The sequence below is a fragment of the Pedobacter jeongneungensis genome (genome assembly GCF_039538295.1).
Lineage (GTDB): Bacteria > Bacteroidota > Bacteroidia > Sphingobacteriales > Sphingobacteriaceae > Pedobacter > Pedobacter jeongneungensis.
The window spans coordinates 236413-256626 of the sequence record NZ_BAABBY010000007.1 but is presented as its reverse complement, the minus strand read 5'-3'; the positions used below and the strand labels follow the sequence as shown (position 1 = coordinate 256626).

The following is a 20214-nucleotide window of genomic DNA, read 5'->3' as shown; positions in this document are numbered from 1 at the left end:
ATGGCCAAATGTAATAAAATGATTATTTACTGTGAAGTTTGGAACGGAGTTTGTATAAAAGTTTGAAAATTTAAAATTTTGTTTAATTTTGCGATTACTAAAAAATTAATCAATTAAATTGTTTAACCCTTAAAAAAGAAAAAAGATTATGAATTATTCTACTTTAAAGAAAAGTGTTGCGCTTTCTTTAGTGGCATTAACAGGAGTTGCTTCTCTTGCTGTCGCTCAGGATGCTCCTGCAACCTCTTCTGCTGTCAAGGTATTTGGCGGTAGAGGACAGTACAGAACTTGGTCTATCGGTGTACACGGTGGTGTTTTAATGCCAGTTGTTGCTATCGGCGGTTCTAACGACTTTAACAAATGGGATGCTAACTTAGGTTACGGTTTAAACATCCGTAAACAATTAGGTCACTCTTTCGGTTTAGAATTAAACGGAACTCGTGGTAAACTTTCTGGTACTAACGAAGGTATCACTAACCCAGCTACAAGAGAATTCGAAACTCAATTACAATATGCTGTAGATTTACGTGGTGTTGTTAACGTAGGTTCTATCGATTTCTTACGTCGTGAGAACTCAGTAGGTTTCTTCTTAACTGCCGGTGCTGGTTACATGGCTTATGCTCCAAAAGTTACTTTAGGTAATGGTTCAGTTATCGACTGGAAAGGTAGTGCTGTAGGTCCTGCTGATGACAGACACGATGCTAAAGATTACGTAAAAGGTTTCTACATTCCAGTAGGTGCTGGTGTTAAATTCAAAGTTTCTGAGCGTGTTAACTTTAACTTAGGTTACACTATGAACTTTGTTGACGCTGATAACTTAGATGGAGTTTATGCAAAAGGTACTACTAAAGATAAATTCTCTTACGGTTATGCTGGTTTAGAATTCTCTTTAGGTTCTTCTGCTAAACCAAGTTTAGAGTGGACTAACCCATTAGCTACTATGTACGATGAGTTAAAAGATCCAACTTTACGTCAAGAAGTTGAAGCATTGAAAAACCGTGTTTCTGCTGTTGAGAAATCTGTTGAAGATTTGAAAAAAGATACTGATGGTGACGGTGTTGCTGATCAATTCGATAAATGTCCAGGTACTCCTGCTGGTACTGCTGTTGATGGTTCTGGTTGTCCTCTTCCAAAACCAGCTCCTGCTGATACTGCAGCTAGCACTGCAACTGGTTTCGAAAAAATCGGTTTCGATTTCAACTCTTCAGTTTTAAAAACTGAGTCTTACCCTACTTTAGATAAATTATCTTCAGTGTTACGTGAAAACGGTGGTAAAGTAACTGTAAACGGTTACGCTTCAAGTGAAGGTACTGCTGCATATAACTTGAAATTATCTAAAGACAGAGCTAACTCTGTTAAAACTTACTTAGTAAACTCTGGCGTTAACGCTAGTCAGGTTGCTACTAAAGGTAATGGCGAAGCTAACCCAATTGCTTCTAACGATACTGAAGAAGGTCGTATCCAAAACCGTCGTGTTGAAACTGCTAGAAACTAGTATTTCAATATAAGATTTAAGAAAGTCCCGATGCAAATCGGGACTTTTTTTATGCCTTTTAATTTTTGGTGTTAAGCTTTTTAGCTAAGTTTGTATTATGTACTTCTTTAGAAAAAAGGATCCTAACAGGCCAAATAATATCAACATCAGGATTATGCATTTCATTAATGCGCTGGCCATCACTATTTTTCTGGCAGGTATCATCTACAAGCTTGTTCAATGGCTTGCCAAATAACCATAAACCGTATGAAACAAATTATCAATACTACTAATGCTCCAGCGCCAATCGGGCCATATAGCCAAGCCGTACAGGCCGGAAACTTCTTATTCGTATCTGGTCAGGTAGCCATCAATCCTGAAAATGGAGAATTAAATATCAGCAATATCGAAGAAGAAACGCATCAGGTTATGCGTAACCTTAAAGCGGTTCTATTAGAAGCCGGATTAACTTTCGATCATGTGGTTAAATCGACCATTTTTTTAAGCGATATGGGTACTTTTGCACAGGTAAATGAAATTTACGGTCAATATTTTACGGCCGATTTCCCGGCACGCGAAACGGTTCAGGTTTCAGTATTGCCAAAAAATGTGAATGTAGAAATTTCTGTAATTGCCATCGTCGGATAATTTCGAAATAACTGAGCAACCATTTTATAGCGGGCACTGTTCCTTACGTATTCTGAGGATCAATGCCCGTTTTTTATATAATCAAAATTCAGGGGGAAAGGAATTCGGTAATACTGTCCTATTTGTTATTACTGCTGCCGATCGCTATTTTTAATCCACAGTTGATAAATTTGTTATTTACAGGAAACAGTAAAATATTTTGTATAATTCGGTATTAGATACACCCGTTGAGTTTTTAAAAGGCGTTGGACCAAGTCGTGCCGATGTGCTAAAAAAAGATCTCGGCCTGTTCACTTATCAGGATTTGCTTGCGCATTATCCTTTTAGGTATATCGATCGTACAAAATATTTTAAGATCAATCAGCTCAATCCTGATTCGCAATATATCCAGATTATTGGTCGGGTGATCAGTAAAAAGGTTATTGGCGATAAAAGAGCAAAACGGATTGTTGCAGTTTTTAAGGATGAAACAGGAATTATGGAGCTCGTTTGGTTCCAGAGCCTCAAATGGGTTGATGATAACATCACCGTTGGTACTGCGTATGTTGCTTTTGGAAAACCGACCATTTTTAACGGGACATTCAGTATTTCGCACCCTGAAATGGAGTTGTACCAACGCAAACAGGTAGGCAGAGGAAACCTAACACTCCAGCCGGTTTATAACTCTACCGAAAAACTCAAAAAGTTTAATCTCGATTCTAAGGGATTACAGCGTTTAATAGCGGGTTTGCTGGATCAGGTTATTCCACAGGTTCCTGAAAATTTACCCCAATATATCATAGATAAGTATCAGCTGCCAGATAAAAGAATGGCGTTGTTGAATATTCATTTTCCGAAAAATCAAAAAGATTTAAATGATGCAGAAAGACGCCTGAAATTTGAGGAGTTATTTTTTATTCAGCTACAGCTATTACACAATAAGCACTTACGTCAGTTAAAATTTAAAGGGGCAACCTTTGAGAGGGTTGGCGAAAAGGTGAACCGTTTTTATAAAGAATTTTTACCTTTCGAATTAACCAATGCCCAAAAGCGGGTAGTGAAAGAAATCAGAATTGATACCCAGCGTGGCGTGCAGATGAACCGGCTTGTGCAGGGTGATGTAGGGAGTGGTAAAACTGCGGTAGCACTCATGAGTATGCTTTTGGCTAATGACAACGGCTACCAGGCCTGTATGATGGCTCCCACTGAAATTTTGGCTCGTCAGCATTATGCTTCTATTACCGAGCTGATTACAGACGATCTGGTTAAGGTGGCCATTTTAACCGGAAATACAAAAAAGAAAGACCGCACCATTTTGCATGAGCAGTTGGAAAGTGGTGAAATTGATATTTTAATCGGTACCCACGCCCTAATTGAAGATAAAGTTCAGTTTAAGAATCTGGGGCTGGTGGTAATTGATGAGCAGCACCGCTTTGGAGTAGAGCAACGGGCAAAACTTTGGCGAAAGAACATCATTCCGCCACATATCCTGGTGATGACTGCTACACCCATTCCACGTACCCTGGCGATGACATTATATGGAGATCTGGATGTTTCTATCATCGATGAACTGCCCGCAGGAAGAAAACCGATCGAAACCAAGCACCTTTTCGAAGGTCAGCGGCTGAGGATGTTTGGCTTTATGAAACAGGAAATTGCTAAAGGCAGGCAGGTTTATATTGTTTATCCTCTGATTAAGGAAAGTGAGAAATTAGATCTTTTACACCTCGAGGCCGGGATAGAGCAACTGAGCTATCAATTCCCACGGCCTGATTATCAGATGAGCATTGTACACGGTCAGATGCCAAATGCGGATAAACAGTTCGAAATGCAGCAGTTTATTGACGGCAAAAGCCAGATTATGGTGGCTACAACCGTAATTGAAGTAGGAGTAAATGTGCCAAATGCTTCGGTAATGGTGATTGAAAATTCGGAGCGGTTTGGGCTTTCGCAGCTTCACCAGTTGCGGGGCAGGGTTGGTCGCGGAGCCGAGCAATCCTTTTGTATCCTGATGAGCGGTAACAAACTCAGTAAAGAAGGCAAAATCCGCTTAGAAACGATGGTGAGGACCAATAATGGGTTTGAAATTTCTGAAATCGATTTGCAGCTCCGCGGTCCTGGTGATATTACAGGTACGCAACAAAGCGGGGTTTTAGACCTGAAACTCGCCGATCTGGCAAAAGACCAGGTGATTTTATCGGAGGCCCGCAATACGGTAATCGAACTTTTTTCAGAAGATCCTCAATTAGAAAAGCCAGAAAATGCTACTTTAAAAGTCTACCTCCGAAAATTAGAAAGAGGAATTTCTTTTGATAAAATCAGTTAATCCTATAGCCCGTTCCGGGTTTATTTTCTTTGTATAATAAAATTTACGAACGTATTATTTGTACTACTGTATGTGATATACGAATGTTTTTTCCAGCGGCTCCGGGCTCAAAAATTATTATTTTATATTTTTTTTTAAGTTCCTAATATTCCTATATTGCGTCTAACCAAATATAAACTGTTGATTTGACATTTATAAAACTGGGTATTAAAACTCAGTATTTTTTTAGTCCTAACATTAGTTTGTTTATCAGATAAGAGGGTTTCACGATGGTTAACAGCGATTTATTGTCTTAATCAGTAAGAAATTAGTAATTTCTTAAGGGTAACAGGATGTAGATAATTATTTCAATAGATCAGATTTTTAATAATGCAATTGATGAGGACTTAAGTTTACTCATGAGTATTAAATAGTATTACAATCAATATCTAACCAAAATAAATTGAAAACTATGAAAAAAAATCTATTGAAGACTTTTGCCAAAAGTAGCGTGTTTTTTGTTTGTGGTAGTTGTCTCGTTTTTTCATCATCTGCAAGTACATCGCCGGGCAAATTACTGCACAAAAAAGAACCCTTTGATTTTTACAAACCTCCCCTCCTGGATATCATCGTGAAGGGAAAGGTTACCGATGCCAAAGGACCGATACCTGGTGTAAGTGTTAAATTAAAGGGGGGGACTGCAACCACTGTAACTGATGGCTCCGGAAATTTTAGCATCAAAGTACCCGAAGATGCAACCTTGGTGTTTACTTATGTAGGTTACGTAGACCAGGAAATTCAGGTTAAGAACCAAACCAATATCAATGTACGATTGGTAGAGAATAACCAAAACCTTTCAGAGGTTGTTGTAGTAGGTTATGGTACACAAAAGAAAGCCGTTGTATCAGGTGCTGTTGCTTCGGTTAAAGGGACAGAACTCGCTAAATCTTCATCCGTAAACTTAACCAACTCTTTAGCTGGTCGTTTGCCAGGTGTAACGGCCTTGCAGGGCAGTGGAGAACCTGGTTATGATGGCTCTACCATCAGGATCCGGGGTACAAATTCACTCGGAAACAACAATGCGCTTATTGTAATCGATGGTATTCCTAACCGTGCGGGCGGGATCGAAAGGTTAAATCCAAATGATATTGAAAGCGTATCGGTTTTAAAGGATGCATCTGCAGCCATCTATGGTTCGCAGGCGGCTAACGGGGTAATTTTAATTACCACCAAACTGGGCAAATCGGGTAAGCCTCAGTTTTCATACGATTTCAGTTATGGTTTGCAACAGCCTACAAGGATTCCTAAAATGGCCAATTCGGTACAATATGCAGAGATTTTAAATGAGCTGAATATTTTTGGTTCAGATCTTAATCCAAACGAATGGTCGGCAGCATGGAACAGCTTTAAAACAACGGGTTCTTACCTGTCAACAGGCGGAAAAACCATTAATGCGGCTTATAAACCGGATGAAATCAGAAAATTTGGCGATGGCTCAGATCCGTTGCGATACCCGAATACCGATTGGTTTAAAACCACTTTCCAAAACTGGTCGCCTCAGCAAAGGCATAATGTTCAGATTAACGGAGGAAGTGAAAACGTAAAATACCTGGTTTCATTAGGCTATCTCGATCAGGATGGTTATTATAAAAACTCAGCCACAGGGTATAAGCAATATGATATGCGCTTTAACCTGGAAGCAAAGCTGAGCAAATACATTACCACAACTTTAGGGGTATCTGCAAGAGAAGAAGACCGTAATTTCCCGACTGTTGGTGCGGGCGATATTTTTAGGTTTTTAATGCGGGGAAGGCCAAATGAAATTGCAATATGGCCAAATGGCAAACCTGGAAGGGATATTGAATATGGTTATAACCCCGTAGTTTCTACTACAGATTTAACCGGATATAACAAAGATGTTAGGGATTATTTCCAGACTACAGGTAAGGTTGAAGTTAAAATTCCTGGTGTCGAAGGATTAAAAGTAACCGGAACTGCTGCGATTGATAAATATTCGGGCAGGCAAAAAAACTGGCAATTGCCCTGGACACTTTATGATTGGGACAAGAAAACTTTTGAAGCTGATGGCGTAACACCGGTTTTAACAGGTACAGTACGTTCACAATATACCGATCCGAGGCTTAGGGAAACAGCAGGCGGGCAACTGGCCATCAACTTAACAGGAATGGTCAATTACGATAAGAAAATCGGCGATCATACCATTGGTTTAATGGCCGGTGTAACCCGCGAAACAGTTGATAATGATGGGTTTACTGCTTTTAGAAGATATTATATCTCAAATTCTGTTCAGGAATTGCTGGCTGGAGATGAGCGCGAACAATCATTAGGAAACAATCCTGGCGACCCGAATAACCTATTTAAAAGGGCCCGTTTAAGTTATTTTGGAAGGGCAGGATATAACTATAAAGAAAAATACCTTGCCGAATTTTTGTGGCGGGTAGATGGTTCTTATATTTTCCCAACCGACAGGCGTTTTGGTTTTTTCCCTGGCGTATCTGTTGGATGGCGTTTATCTGAAGAGCCTTTTTTTAAGGAGAATGTTAAGTTCGTAAACAATTTAAAACTGAGGGCTTCTTACGGTCAGATGGGCGCCGAGGCCTATTTCGGTGATGTCTTGCAAGAATATCAATACCTGAGCTTAATGAATTTTGGAAACTATATCTTTAATGATCTGGTAACCAAAACACTCACCGAAGGTAAAGTGCCCAATTTTAATTTCGGTTGGGAGGTGGCCAATAATACCAACGTGGGTTTAGATGCCTCTTTCCTGGATAATAAACTAGCGCTGGAATTTGATTATTTCTATAATAAACGCACAAATATTCTGATCAGCAGAGGCAGTTCGGTGCCAGAAAGTTCAGGTATTACCGATCGCCTACCGCCTGTTAACTTAGGGAAGGTAAATAACAAAGGTTTCGAGTTTAAATTAAGTTATAACGATAAAATTGGTGAGTTAAATTATGGCGTGAGTGTTAATGGTGGTTATGCCAAGAATAAAATCATATTTTGGGATGAAACCCCGGGTGCTCCGGAGTGGCAGCACTCAACCGGCCGCGTAACCAATTCGTGGTTGGTGTACGATTATGATGGCGTTTTTAAAGATCAGGCCGAAATTAATGCCAATACCTTAAATTATAGCGCGCTAACCAGCACTTTACGTCCTGGCGATATGAAGTTTAAGGATATTAACGGCGATGGCAAAATCAATGCCGATGATAAAATCCGTCTGGATAAAAACGGCACGCCAACCTTCACCGGTGGTTTCAATTTAAACCTGCAATATAAAGGCTTTGATTTATCGGTACTTGTGCAGGGAGCAACCGGCGGGATGCAGATTGTGGGTTTAACCGAATCGGGTGATATTGGTAATTTCCTGGAGTGGTCGTACCTGAACCGCTGGAGTATTGATAACCCAAGTTCTGTAAATCCGCGTTTATCAAACCGGGGAGCTACCTACTACACTGATAGCAACAATGCATTGAATAATACTTATTGGTTGCGCAGTAATAATTACATCAGACTTAAAAACGTAGAGTTAGGTTATACTTTACCGACAACTTTAGTGGAAAAAGTGGGGCTTAGCAGTGTAAGAGTTTATGCAAACGGACTGAATCTATTTACGCTGGATAAAATCAAGATATGGGATCCCGAATCAACCAATTCAAGTGGTCAGTATTATCCGCAGGCCAGGGTAATCAACTTTGGTATTAAAGCCGGTTTTTAATGTATTCAAGTTTAACCGTTACAATCAAGAATATGAAAGCAATAAATAAAAATATAAAGCGCTATATATTAATTTTTACCATCCTTCTTGCCGCATCCTGTAAGAAAGATTTCTTAAATGTAGAGTCGCCAGGCCAGGTGCCGTCAGAATCAGTATGGCAGGATCCGGCAACAGCACAGGCCTTTGTAAACGATATCTATAACGGATTAGGTAATGGAGGCTTCTCCGAACAAATGCTGGCTTCCGTTTCGGACGAAGCGCTGTTTACACACCCAACCCGTGGTATCGATCTGGTTAACAATGCCACGATTAATCCTTCAACATTAGGTTGGGTAGATGATACCTGGGCTTATAAACAAATGTATAACCGCATCAGGGCCTGTAATATTACCATCGATAAAATAACCAGTGGTGCCAATGGTTTAAGCAGCCAACCATTAAAAGATCAGTTATTGGGCGAAGCTTATTTTCTGAGGGCTTATTTTTATCAACAGTTATTGCGCTATTATGGTGCGGTACCTCTCATCACAAAAATTTATGTGTTAGATGATAATTATAATGCAAAACGTAATACCTACGAAGAATGTGTAAATTTCATCGTTAAAGATTGCGATGAAGCCAATAGGTTGCTAACAGGCAAAACGCTCGATAAAGGGCGTACCACTGCGCTTGCTGCTTTGGCCTTAAAATCGAGGGTATTGATTTATGCTGCAAGCGATTTGCATAACAGAGCAAAGCTTACTGATAAAATTAAAAATATTGATGTTAAGGTATTAGATTTTTTAAGTTATGCCAGCGGCAACCAGCCAGATCGTTACCGGTTGGCTAAAACAGCCGCCAAAGCTGTGATGGATCTGGGTACAGGTTATAAATTAGATCTTGCGGCTCCGGCTTCAGTTGCCAATGGTCAGCTAAATTATAAAAGTATTGCAATGGGGGGAGCAAGTAAAGCCCCGGGCATAGATGCAACGGCCGCTTCAGAGTTAATTTTTGCGCGCTATTTTATTATCCAGAGCAACATTAAACATGCGCAGCAAAATGGCCCGAATGGTTACCATAACTGGGCGGGTAACACGCCTATCGGTTTATTGGTTGATGATTATGAAATGCAGGATGGCTCTAAATTTAGCTGGGAGAACGCTGCGCAAAAGGCAAATCCTTATCAAAGCAGAGATCCGCGTTTTTATGCCACCGTTTTATATGATGGTGCAGGTTGGAAACCACGCGATAAAGCTTCGGGCAATGTTGATCCTGCCAACCAGATCCAGACCGGTATTTACGATTTGATAGACAACGGAGGCAGAATTGATTTTAAAGGCTTAGATACCCGTGGAAGTTCTATCGAAAACTGGAACGGCAGCTGGACAGGCTATTATTACCATAAATTTATCGATCCGGATCCAACCATTGTAGATGCCTCTATGTCGCAAAATGTGCCATGGCCTTTCTTTAGATACACCGAAGCGGTATTTAATTATATCGAAGCCAGCATTGAGTTAGGAGAATTAAGTGATGCAGTAAGCTGGTTAAACAAAATCCGTTTCAGGGCAGGTATGCCGGCGGTAACCGCTACAGATCAGGCTGGCCTGAGAGAAGTTTACCGCCATGAGCGCCGTATAGAAATGGCTTACGAAGAACAACGGTATCATGATACCCGCAGGTGGTTAATCGCGGGCGAAACACTGGGTAGAAAAGTTACTTATATCAAGGTTACCGGTAAATTTAAGCCAGGCAAAACCATGTCGGCACCTTACCATTACGATCCAACGGTGTACGATTATACTTATAGTCCGGTTGAAGAAAACGCCCAGGAAAACAGAAGTTGGGATAATAAACTTTATTTCAGGCCATTTAGCCGTGATGAAGTAAATAAAAATAATTCACTCGACCAAAATCCGGGTTACTAAACTAACCCTGCCAGATAACCCGGTGGATAATATTATCCATCGGGTTTTTTGTGGAATCAAGATTGGTCATTTTTACTTTTTAATGGAAAAAGAACTCATCTTAAACGTTTATCTATTCCCATATTTAATTTTCAAAGCTTAGTTTTGCAAATAAACTTTTTTCTGTGGCAGATTCAGACCCCAACCCCGTTATTGTAAAACAAGATCCCTTCGCAGCTTTGCGCTATAAAGAATTCAGATCTTTCCTTGGCATGCGCTTCTTTTTTACACTGGCCTACCAAATGCAGGCTGTTGTAATTGGTTATCACATTTACGATTTAACACACGATCCGTTAAAACTGGGCTTGGTGGGTTTGTGCGAAGCCATTCCGGCGATTGGAATTGCTTTATATGGAGGCTACATTGCCGATAAAAGCGAAAAACGCAGTTTACTGATCAAGATATTTTCAGGAGTTTGGTTAGCCTCTGTACTGATGCTCATTATTACCAGCAAATACCTTCACCTAAAAGAAGACCTTATCGTACTCATTATGTATGGCCTGGTTTTCTGCATTGGGATTGCAAGAGGCTTTTTCGGTCCGGCAACATTCTCCCTGATGGCGAAAATTGTACCTAAAGAACTGTATCCAAATTCGAGTACCTGGAACAGCAGCAGCTGGCAGTTGGCTACCATTATCGGGCCTGTGGCCGGTGGTTTTGTTAACTGGCTATGGGGAATTACAGCAGCCTATACTTTTATTGTGGTATTGGTTTCCATCTCACTGATCTGCATTTTTACACTCAAAAAACATCCTTCAACATACGTTCCGAAAGAAAATATATTTCATAGTTTAAAAGAGGGAATCCACTTTGTGTTTAAAACCAAAATGATGGTTTGGGCCATGAGTTTAGATCTTTTCTCGGTGTTTTTTGGTGGGGCAGTGGCGTTGTTACCGATGTTTGCGAAAGATATTTTCCATTTGGGTTCTTATGGTTTGGGCATGATGCGTGGAGCGGCTTCGCTAGGCGCAGTAATTACCATGCTGGCCATGACCCGCTTTTCGCCAATGGGAAAGCCGTGGCGTAACCTGCTCATTGCAGTTACCGGTTTTGGTTTAAGTATCATCTGTTATGGCTTATCTAAAAATTTCTACTTAACCTTGTTTTTCCTGTTCCTCGAAGGATCGTTTGATAGCGTAAGTGTAATTATCCGTCAAACCATTATGCAATTGCTTACACCTGATGATATGCGCGGAAGGGTTTCGGCCGTAAATAGTATGTTTATAGGTTCATCGAACGAAATCGGCGAGTTCGAATCCGGCTTATCCGCAAGGTTGCTAACTTTAGTACCGGCCGTCGTTTTTGGAGGCAGCATGACGATCGCTATTGCCGGGATTACCTGGTTGAAAACGAAATCGCTTACCAAATTGAGTTTACAGGATATTAACGAGCAAACCACGAAGGCTGTTTAATTTAATCTTCCAAATTTTCGGGATTGATAATCTATTTTTTAGTGATAGGAAAGCAATGGGCTGCAAGGTTTTTCGGTAGTCCTGCCTTTCCTTCAATCTTTTTGGCAATGATGGTATGTTCTGTTGATTCAGTGCCGCAAAAAGTATTTCCGTACAGTCAGGTTTAATTTAGTAAGGCCTTTGCAGCTATTAGGGGTTGAAATGCAGGGCGGTTAGCGTTGTCAACTTTAATAACCTGCTCGCCGGAAAGTTGACAACACTGAATTATTATTACATAAAAAAGGTCTGTGAAGACACAGAGCTTGGCTACGGGGCGTTGTCAATTTTAATAACCTGCTCGCTGGAAAGTTGACAACGCTGAATATTATTACATAAAAAAGGTCTGTGGAGACACAGACCTTGGCTACGAGGCGTTGTTAACTTTAATAACCCGTTTGCTGTAAAGTTGACAACGCTGAATTATTATTACATCAAAAAAGGTCCTTACAGAAACAGACCTTTGACCAATCTGTGTTTATCCGTGTCCATCTGTGGTTAAAAATTTTTAGCCCGATGATTTTATACTTCATGGTAAAAAACAAAGGTCAGTAGAAACACGGACCTTGGCTCGAAACGCAGCCCTGGCTATTAATTTCAAATAAGTTTAAAACTTTTTATTCTTGCCCCAAATCAGGTAAATAATCGAGCCTATAAACGGAGCAAAAAGGATAATGATAAACCAGAGCACTTTTACCGTGAAACCCATGCTGCTGTTTCGCGATATATGGTACAACGCAGTTAATATTAACGCTAACCATAATATGGCTGCAATAATTACAATAATGGCGATCTGATTGCTTTCTACTTGTGCTAGTAACATGGTAATATTATTTGTTCCTTAAGCTTCAACAACCCGCTCGCCAATTTGTTGGCGCCACATGGCCTGATATAAACCATTTTGTGCAATTAATTCCTCATGTTTACCTTGCTCAATAATACGGCCTTTCTCTAACACATAAATTTTATCAGCATGTTTAATGGTCGATAAACGGTGGGCAATCAGAATCGTAATGTGATCGGTCAAATTAGAAACCGAACGAATCGTTTTAGTAATTTCTTCTTCCGTGATCGAATCGAGTGAAGAAGTAGCTTCATCAAAAACCAGGATATCAGGCTGACGCAACAATGCCCTTGCAATTGATAAACGTTGTTTTTCTCCACCAGAAACTTTAACCCCGCCTTCGCCAATTAACGAATCCAAACCTTTATCGGCGCGGGCTAATAAAGTCTGACAAGCAGCCTGGTTCAATACTTTGTAACACTCTTCATCAGTTGCATTAGGGTTAACAAATAACAAGTTTTCGCGAATAGTACCAGAGAACAGCTGTGTATCCTGTGTAACAAAGCCGATTTTTTCGCGTAAGGCATCAAGATCGATGTTATTGCTCGGAATGCCGTTATACAAAATTTCGCCGTCTTTCGGCTGATACAAACCAACCAGTAATTTCACCAAAGTGGTTTTTCCCGAACCGGATGGGCCAACAAAAGCAATGGTTTGCCCGTTGTGGGTTTTAAACGAGATATTTTCTAAAGCATTTCTGTTTGCAGTAAGGTGTTTAAAGCCAACAGCGCTAAAAATAAGGTCTTTAATTTTTTCGATAGAAGTTGGATTTTCAGGTTTTTTATCAACAGGTGTGCTTAGGATTTTTTTAAAGTTACCCAACGAAACTTCAGCTTCGCGCCATGATAAAATTACATTTCCTAATTCCTGCAATGGTCCGAAAAGGAAGAACGAATAAAAAAGGAAGGAGAAATATTGCCCTGCAGAAATGGTATTATCGAAAATAAGCAGCAATAAAACCAGCACCATGGTACTGCGCACCAGGTTTACCGTAGTGCCCTGCACAAAACTCATACTGCGGACGTATTTTACCTTTTTAAGCTCCAGCCCAAGAATTTTATAGGTGGTTTTGTTCAGCCTTTCGATTTCCTGATCTGCAAGGCCCAAACTTTTAACCAGTTCGATGTTCCTTAACGATTCGGTGGTAGAACCTGCCAAAGCAGTGGTTTCGCCAACAATAGAACGCTGGATGGTTTTGATTTTGCGGCTTAAATACCAGCTCACGAAACTGATGATCGGAATGGCCGAAAAATAAACCAAAGTAACCTTATAACTTACTGAGACGGAATACACAATTACGAAAATCATTCCGATTAAGCTTACAAAAAGGATGCTGATAAAAGCCGTAATAAACTTCTCCGAATCTAAACGTACTTTTTGTAAAATGCCCAGGGTTTCGCCACTGCGCTGATCTTCGAAAACCTGGTAAGGCAGTTTTAAAGAGTGCTGTAAACCATCGGCATACATTTTTGCACCAACCTTTTGAACGATTACGCTGGTGAAATAATCCTGAAAGTTTTTGGCAATACGCGATACCATTGCCGCACCAATGGCCAGGCCAATTAAACCCAACGAGCCCCAAAGGTACTGGCTATAGGTTAACGAATCTTTTTTATTGATGAAACGGTCTAAAATCCGACCGGTAATATATGGATCTAAAAGTGAAAAGCCAATATTTATACCTGCAAGCAATAGCGCTAAAGCCACAATCCACTTGTGGTGTTTCAGGTAGTTAAGTAATAATCCCATTAAGTTTTGTTGTTTGTGAATGCAAACATAAAAAAAGGGAACGGATAAAAATCCATTCCCCTTTTTTATGACTTTAAGCTAAGATACTTAGCTAAGTTTAAAGGTTAAAAACCGTAGCGTAAACCGATCTGGAACTGGTAAGGATTACCCGATGGGGTTACAATACCGGCATTGTTTACATTGTAGTTAAATTTCTGATTGGTGGCATCAAATGCAGGGTTTTGCAATGCATATAAAGCCTGCGAACCCAACGATTCGTTAACACCCCATGTTTTTTTGAAGATATTACCTACGTTAAATGCATCAACAGATAATTCGATGGTATGGGTTTTGTACAGTTTGAATTTTTTGGTTACCCTCACATCAACAATGCCGTAAAATCCATTAATACCACCATTACGCTGTGCAATCTGCCCTGAATATTTAGTGATATAATCTTTCAAACTCTGGCTGGCTAAAGGATTATCCAAAATAGCCTGTAAGCCATTACGCACGTTTGTGGCAACATTTGGGTTGTTCCTGTCGAAAATGAAAGCCAGATCATTCGTACCTACGAAATCGCCATTGGTATTGGCGCCTGATAGTAAGCTATAACGTGTTCCACCGATACCAGAGTAACGTACGCCAATATTAAATCCGGCTAAGCTAGGTGATGTTGCATAAAAAACAACTTTGTTCCTGAACTGGTTATCAGAATAAGTCATGTTGCTTAAATTACGCGGATCATCTTTTACCGGCAATGATAAGGTTGAAGTATTAGCCACGTTTCCGTTAAATGAGGTATTATCTTTGGTGTCATTATAGGTATAACTTACCGTAACCTCACCATCTCTGAAATATTGCCAGGTGGCATCAAGCACAACAGCAAACTGGTTTACCTTACCATCACTATTCATTTCTAACACACGGCCAATTTTGTCACTAATACGCCCTTTTTGCCAATCTGCCGCACCATTGGTAAGCGGGATACTTGCCAAAGGAACATATACGCCACGGTTGTCTTCATTCGATAACCTGAAATATGGATTAGCAACCATGTTACGGTCTACATATACATAATTGTTTCTGCCTAAAGTTGCATAACCTGCAATACCCACTCTTAATTTAGGGGTGAAAAAGTGACTATAAGACAAGTTTGATTTATAAACAACTGGTACTTTAGCGTTCTCTCCATAAGTATTAATAGTTGCAATTTGGTATTGATTTAATGTTGGTGCGGTAGATGGATCGTTTCTATAACCTGTTAAATAAGCTGTAGGGATACCAACACGTGTATCAACCGTTCCGTAATGTTTACCATCAAAAGTTAAGTTGTTAATGGTGACATAGTTATTGATGTCAGAGGCAAATATCCCTGCTCCAAAACGAACAAAGTCTGTTCTTTGCTCATTAATATCCCAGGTAAACTGTGCACGGGGCTGAATAACGAACGATTTTAGTTTATTATCGGTACGTACACCCAATTCATCAAATACCAGTTGATTTAATGGAGAGGAAGGATAATGTGCATAATCTAAACGGATACCAGCAGTTAAATCTAAACCTTTAGCCAGTTTAGTTTGCATCTGTGCATAAATACCTGCATTGATAATGCTAGAACGCACACTCGGATCGGCCATTAAAGGCACTTCCCTGAAATAACGGTAAGCGGTTCCATTTTCATAATTATCAAAGTTAGGTACTTTAGTGGTTACCACAGGTGTTACACCGGGAGCGCTGGTAATTACATCTTTGGTGCCTGCCTGAACGTGGAAACGGCCATTTACCTCACTGCCATATAATGATTTGGCATGAGTGTACATGAAATCGACACCAAAAGTATATTTTACCTTATCGGTATTATAATAAAGGTTATCTACAAATTGCAATACATTGTTGGTAAAACCTTCCTGTGCAAAACGGTGACCACCCATTTCGATATTGGTTGCCCTGTTTGTGCCATTGATTACAGATGTTACTCCCTCTACAATCACACGGGGAATATTCGATGATGGCAATTGATCGCCAGGAGAACTTTTTTGAAAAGTGTATAAATGCTGAACCTTCAATTCGTTTGTTAATTTCGAGTTGATTGAGGTACGTAAAGTAGCCAACAAACTGTTATCAACGTTTTTATCATTACCGGTTGATTCGTATAAATTGATGGCCGTATTATCTTCCAATCCTAAATTATTACGGTCGTTGGTATAATTATCGCGGATGGTTAATAAGTTTTTTTCATCAATTTGCCAATCTAAACGGGCGAAACCTGCGTCTGATCCCCTTTGTTTAGGGAATGAACCATACTGTGGCGAATTTGCAACCCCATATTTAGAACGGGCAACGCCTACAAAATAATCAAGAGTAGAGCGATTGATATTGTAACGTAATTCATCTGCAGGAGATTGAACATCTGCAATTAACAGCGGACGGGCATCGCGTTGATGATCCCAGGCCACAAAAAAGTGTAATTTATCCTTAATAATTGGTCCGCCCAATGAGAAACCGTACTGGTAGGTAGAGAAATCTGCCTGACGTTTATTCCCTCTGATGTCGTATCCGCTAGATAACCAATCAGCGCGGCCATAGGTGAATGCACTTCCACTTAAGGTATTGGTACCCTGTTTGGTTACCGCACTAACCGTACCACCGCCACTACGTCCGTAAGTAACATCATATTGGTTGGTTACTACTTTAAACTCACGTACAGCTTCGATTGAAATAGAGTATGGTGCACCGCTGCGACTGGTTGTACTTCCTGCCGATGTTGGATTTTTTGCATTCATACCATCAATGGTATAGTTGGTAGAAGAACCTAACTGACCTGAAATATTGCCACCTCTGCTTAATGGGGATAAATCCATTAATGAGGTAAAGTTACGCCCGTTAACCGGCAACTGTGTTATTGCTTTTGCTGATATAGCGGTAGCCGCACCAATGTTTTCAATTTTGTTTTTTAAGGTTGTGCCTACTACTTGCACGGCTTCTAAATCCTGAGAGGCCTCTTGCATATTGATGGCAACTTTAACCGCATCACCCTGGTTTAGATAATAACCGGTTCTGGTTTGCTCACCAAAGCCCACATAAATAGCTTTTACCGAATAAGGACCGCCCAACGGAAGCTCTTTAAAAGTGTACTCTCCCTGTGCATTGGTAGAGGTTTTGGTGGTAAAACCGGTTGAGTTGTTCCGGATCTGTACTGAAACACCAGGAATGGGTTTCTTTTGCTGATCGGTAATAATACCCGAAATGGATGCCTGTGTAGTTTGCGCCAGGGCTGCATGATAGGTACAGCACAGCAGTAGCAACACTGCAACTAGTAAATTTTTCGTCATTGTTTGTTTTCTTTAGTTGTGACGAAGCTTGCCTGAGCATATTAATTTTGAGGTTGCTCAGGCAGGTTTCATCATGATTAGTTTTCTGATTTTATGACCACAAAGATGTTACTGTGCTGTTAACTCAATTCTGATTTTGTATTAATAAAAAGTTATTGTCTGCTGTTTTTTTGGGGGGATATTAAAATAAATCACGTCAGATAACTTAATATTGGCCATTTATGTTAAGCCAATGTTAGGTTATATTCATACCCCGCAAACACAAACACTAAAAAAAATTTAATTGCTTTTCGCTTTTACAAAGAATTATTAAATTAGTGATGTGGTTGCCAGGCAAACAGATCTGTTTCATGGCCAATAGCAATATTTTCTTTATCAGGTGTTTTAATTACCTGATCTCATCCCAAAAAAGGCGAAAGCCAATCATCCCATAATAATAACAGTGCTTAGGCATAGAGCCTTAGTGCATTTTTTGAATATTTTTTAATGCGCTCTGCAGATTAATCTGTAGTTGCAGCTACAAATCGCATGCGTAAGGGGCTGCATTTGATGCTGTCAGGATCGCAATCGATGGTGGAGGGGTAGAAATCAATACTGGCGGCTTCGCATAGGATAGTGGAAGGTGCGCACTTGATAATGAATATAGCGCAATCAATACTGGCGGCTTCGCATAGGATAGTGGCAGGTGCGCACTTGATAGTGGACATAGCGCAATTGATACTGACGGCTTCGCAAAGGATACTGTAAGGTACGCACTTGATAGTGAACATAGCGCACCTGATACTAGCGGCTTCGCATAAGATAGTGGCAGGTGCGCACTTGATAGTGATCATCGCGCAATTGATACTGACGGCTTCGCATAGGATAGTGGCAGGTGCGCACTCGATAGTGAACATAGCGCAATTGATACTGGCGGTTTCGCAAAGGATAGTGGAATAGATCGATGGAACAGGCTTGCTTAACAACGCATTGAATAAAGGAAAATCATTTAGTAATAATCTATTAAAAACGAAAAACAATGACACAAAAAGAAGAGAATTATTTAACAATGGCCAATGTAACACTTCAGGTATTGAATGCGAACAAGTCGATCTGGTCTGAGCAGTCTGTATTTAGTAAAATTGTTACTGATATAGAGGAAGATGTACACAGTATTAATTCGGCCATAAACAGTGCTGGTATTAAAAGCACCGGGGTAACAGCAACCAAATATCAAACTGCAGATGCGGCCATTAACTGTGCGGTTAAATACTCCGGTTTGGCGCAGATCCATGCGCTGGAAACTAATAATACCATATTATTTGATGAGCTTAAAATATCTGCCTGGAGCTTAGAACGATTAACTGATCAACAATTAATCCCTACATTGGAACATATTTATAGCCGAATTAATGCCTTAAAAGATAAACTTAAACCTTATGGTGTATCGAAGGATGACCTGGAACTGTTTCAGAAACATATTGAAAACTTTAAACAGCATAAAGACCAGCCAAGAGTAGTTATAGCCGAACGAAAAGGATTTAACAATGCCATACCAACCTTGATAATGGAGCTTAAAACATCATTTTTTAAACTTGACCGTTTAATTAAAATCTGGGAAAGCACAAATGAAAAGTTTGTAAGGGATTATGAAAATGGCAGGACTGTGATTCCTTTAGGGGCAAGGCATAAAAAGGACGGAACGCCACCGGCGCAAATGTAGATAACAAATCTATTTCGGTGGGTGGAAACACGCCACCGATAGACGAAACACATGGAAATACAGTTAGAAGAAAATATTCCTTTAAACGAAGCAGATTTAAAGCACATAGAAATTCAGGAAAAAGGATTTAAGAAGGTGCTCCCGATGGTGTTAGGAGGAAGTGTATTTTTATTGATGGCATTTACGGCGCTACTGTTGAAACATCATTTTGCAGATTTTAAATACTACGATTATATTTTGTTTGTAGGTGCCGGCTTTGCCATTTATGGTTTTTGCTATTGCTTTGCCTGGCTGTTAATGAGCTACGATAGCGCCAATTGGAAAAAAGATAGAGAAGAGGGTAAAAACAAATTGATTAGTGTGGTAATTAACCGCGATAAAACAGAACATGCAGAATACCTTACTTTTGCCGGGCCTGCTAAAAATGAAAAAATAAGAATCAGGGTAAAACCAGAAGATTATTCGCGTTACGCAATAGGAACAAAGGTATCTGTGGTCTATTTAAAATTTAGTAAAGAAGCGCTTGAAATACTAAATATGGATTAAATGGAAGCATACCGACGGACTTGTATCATGAAAGGCGGATACGAGCCTGCATACATAAAATTTTTTTTTCACCTGGGATTCGTCGCGATGGGACGATCTGTTAATATTATAGTTTATAACTTCGGCGTGGACCAATCTAAGGTGTCTTATATCGTCCCATCGGGACGTATGCCGGGTAGCCAATTTTTAATTGGCGTTTTCGTTCCGTAGGAACGTTTGGTTAATTATTCATTAATAAACAAATCATATAAGACAAAAAACGGCCGATAAACTAATACCGGCCGTTTCTCATTTTTACGCTTTTACAGTTAACCATGCATAACAGTTTTCAGTTGGCCATTTGCGGTAAGCAATTTAACAATGTTATAGTTAGGCAATTGAACGGTTCGCTATTCACAATTAACCCACTGAGCGTAGTCGAAGGGTAAAAAGTTAACCGATTAACCATTATGGCAGTTTTCAGTTAACAATTTAACAATCAAGCAATGCAACAATTAGGCGTTTCGCATCAATT

Annotated in this window: 12 protein-coding genes; 9 read left to right on the top strand and 3 right to left on the bottom strand. The window is 40.0% G+C overall.

Going from position 1 to position 20214, the window contains the following annotated elements:
* The first annotated feature begins 148 nt into the window (after positions 1-148).
* From ABD769_RS15320 to ABD769_RS15290, 7 genes are all read left to right on the top strand, one after another.
* Entirely contained in the window at positions 149-1495 is a 1347-nt protein-coding gene (locus tag ABD769_RS15320; RefSeq protein ID WP_344852275.1) for an OmpA family protein, read from the top strand.
* Between the two features lie 97 nt (positions 1496-1592).
* A complete protein-coding gene (locus ABD769_RS15315; RefSeq protein ID WP_344852274.1) occupies positions 1593-1730 on the top strand; it encodes a DUF6728 family protein in 138 nt (45 codons plus the stop codon).
* An 11-nt stretch (positions 1731-1741) separates the two neighbouring features.
* Positions 1742-2122: a RidA family protein gene (locus tag ABD769_RS15310; protein ID WP_344852273.1), complete on the top strand. Its 381-nt coding sequence runs from the start codon at positions 1742-1744 to the stop codon at positions 2120-2122.
* A 199-nt stretch (positions 2123-2321) separates the two neighbouring features.
* The gene (recG, locus tag ABD769_RS15305) at positions 2322-4427 is read left to right on the top strand and encodes an ATP-dependent DNA helicase RecG (protein WP_344852272.1); all 2106 of its coding nucleotides are present in this window, start codon (positions 2322-2324) and stop codon (positions 4425-4427) included.
* Between the two features lie 451 nt (positions 4428-4878).
* Positions 4879-8151, top strand: a complete 3273-nt coding sequence (locus ABD769_RS15300) for a SusC/RagA family TonB-linked outer membrane protein (protein ID WP_344852271.1) — start codon at positions 4879-4881, stop codon at positions 8149-8151.
* A gap of 32 nt (positions 8152-8183) precedes the next feature.
* A complete protein-coding gene (locus tag ABD769_RS15295) occupies positions 8184-10058 on the top strand; it encodes a RagB/SusD family nutrient uptake outer membrane protein (RefSeq protein WP_344852270.1) in 1875 nt (624 codons plus the stop codon).
* 164 nt (positions 10059-10222) lie between these two features.
* Positions 10223-11509 carry an MFS transporter gene (locus tag ABD769_RS15290; protein ID WP_344852269.1) on the top strand — a complete coding sequence of 429 codons (1287 nt, stop codon included), beginning with the start codon at positions 10223-10225 and terminating at the stop codon, positions 11507-11509.
* Between the two features lie 643 nt (positions 11510-12152).
* Here ABD769_RS15290 and ABD769_RS15285 read toward each other — a convergent pair.
* The 3 genes from ABD769_RS15285 to ABD769_RS15275 form a co-directional block, all read right to left on the bottom strand.
* Positions 12153-12368, bottom strand: coding sequence for a PLDc N-terminal domain-containing protein (locus ABD769_RS15285; RefSeq protein ID WP_344852268.1), 216 nt, complete (start codon positions 12366-12368; stop codon positions 12153-12155).
* Positions 12369-12386: 18 nt separating this feature from the next.
* Positions 12387-14138, bottom strand: a complete 1752-nt coding sequence (locus ABD769_RS15280; protein WP_344852267.1) for an ABC transporter ATP-binding protein — start codon at positions 14136-14138, stop codon at positions 12387-12389.
* A gap of 104 nt (positions 14139-14242) precedes the next feature.
* Positions 14243-17452: a TonB-dependent receptor gene (locus tag ABD769_RS15275; protein WP_344852266.1), complete on the bottom strand. Its 3210-nt coding sequence runs from the start codon at positions 17450-17452 to the stop codon at positions 14243-14245.
* Positions 17453-18470: 1018 nt separating this feature from the next.
* Between ABD769_RS15275 and ABD769_RS15270 the strand changes: the two genes are divergently transcribed.
* Entirely contained in the window at positions 18471-19154 is a 684-nt protein-coding gene (locus ABD769_RS15270; protein ID WP_344852265.1) for a hypothetical protein, read from the top strand.
* A 51-nt stretch (positions 19155-19205) separates the two neighbouring features.
* A complete protein-coding gene (locus ABD769_RS15265; RefSeq protein WP_344852264.1) occupies positions 19206-19700 on the top strand; it encodes a hypothetical protein in 495 nt (164 codons plus the stop codon).
* Positions 19701-20214 lie beyond the last annotated feature (514 nt).